Annotated in this window: 1 protein-coding gene; it reads right to left on the reverse strand. The window is 68.5% G+C overall.

The features are described 5' to 3' along the window. Positions 1 to 138 precede the first annotated feature (138 nt). On the reverse strand, positions 139 to 1,083 hold the full coding sequence (gene meaB, locus IF29_RS0141095) for a methylmalonyl Co-A mutase-associated GTPase MeaB (RefSeq protein ID WP_030267662.1): 945 nt from the start codon (positions 1,081 to 1,083) through the stop codon (positions 139 to 141). Between the last annotated feature and the right edge of the window lie 154 nt (positions 1,084 to 1,237).

Below are 1,237 nucleotides of genomic sequence, written 5' to 3' on the forward strand. Positions count from 1 at the left end.
CCTGCTGCAGAACGAGTCTGTAAGCGTGTTCAGTCTTATGGCGCCGATGACTCGTTCTTCGCTTTGACGGCCCCTGCCGCGACCACCCCGCCCCGTCCCACCCCCTCCCGTGCGGAGGGGGGAAACAGACAGACGGCGTCAGAGCTGCGTGATGCCGGCGATCAATTCGTCCGCAGCGGTGTACGGATCCGACTGACCGTCAGCTACCTTTTGTGCCAAAGCCGGTAGCCGCTGGTCGCCATGCAGGTGGTCGAAGCGGCGGCGCAGTGCGGTGAGGGCGATGGATTCGATCTCCTGGCTGGCGCGACGCTGCCTACGAAGCGTCAGCTCACCGTGTTCGCCCATCCAGATCCGGTGCTTCTCCAGGGCGTCGACCAGTTCGTCGATGCCCTCGTTGCGAGCCGCGACTGTCTTCACGATGGGCGGCTGCCAGGCGCGGGTCTCGCCGAGGCCGAGCATGTGTCGCAGCTCGCGGGCGGTCGCGTCGGCACCGTCGCGGTCGGCCTTGTTGACCACGTAGACGTCGCCGATCTCCAGGATCCCCGCCTTGGCGGCCTGGATCCCGTCCCCCATTCCGGGGGCCAGCAGCACGACAGTGGTATCGGCCTGGGCGGCGATCTCTACCTCGGACTGCCCGACACCCACCGTCTCCACCAGGACCACGTCGCATCCTGCGGCGTCCAGCACCCGGATGGCCTGCGGGGCCGCCCAGGCCAGCCCGCCAAGGTGGCCCCGGGTGGCCATCGAGCGGATGTAGACCCCCGGGTCGGTGGCGTGGTCCTGCATCCGCACCCGATCGCCCAACAGCGCTCCGCCGGAGAACGGCGACGAAGGATCGACGGCGAGCACGCCGACCCTCCGCCCGAGCCTCCGGTACGCACTCACCAAAGCAGAGGTGGACGTCGACTTGCCGACACCCGGCGACCCCGTCAGCCCGACTACATAGGCGTTCCCCGTCAGCGGCGCCAACGTGGCCATGACCTCACGCAGCTCCGGTGCCGCGCTCTCGACCAGCGAGATCAGTCGGGCGACGGCGCGGGGCCGACCCGCCCGCGCCTGCTCGACCAGAGTGCCGACGTCCATACCAGCCAATCTACGTTGCCGTCTGTCTGTTTCCCCCCTCCGCACGGGAGGGGGCGGGACGGGGCGGGGTGGTCGCGGCAGGGGCCGTCAAAGCGAAGAACGAGTCATCGGCGCCATAAGACTGAACACGCTTACAGACTCGTTCTGCAGCAGG

Source organism: Streptacidiphilus jeojiense (assembly GCF_000719095.1).
GTDB classification, from domain to species: Bacteria; Actinomycetota; Actinomycetes; order Streptomycetales; family Streptomycetaceae; genus Streptacidiphilus; species Streptacidiphilus jeojiensis.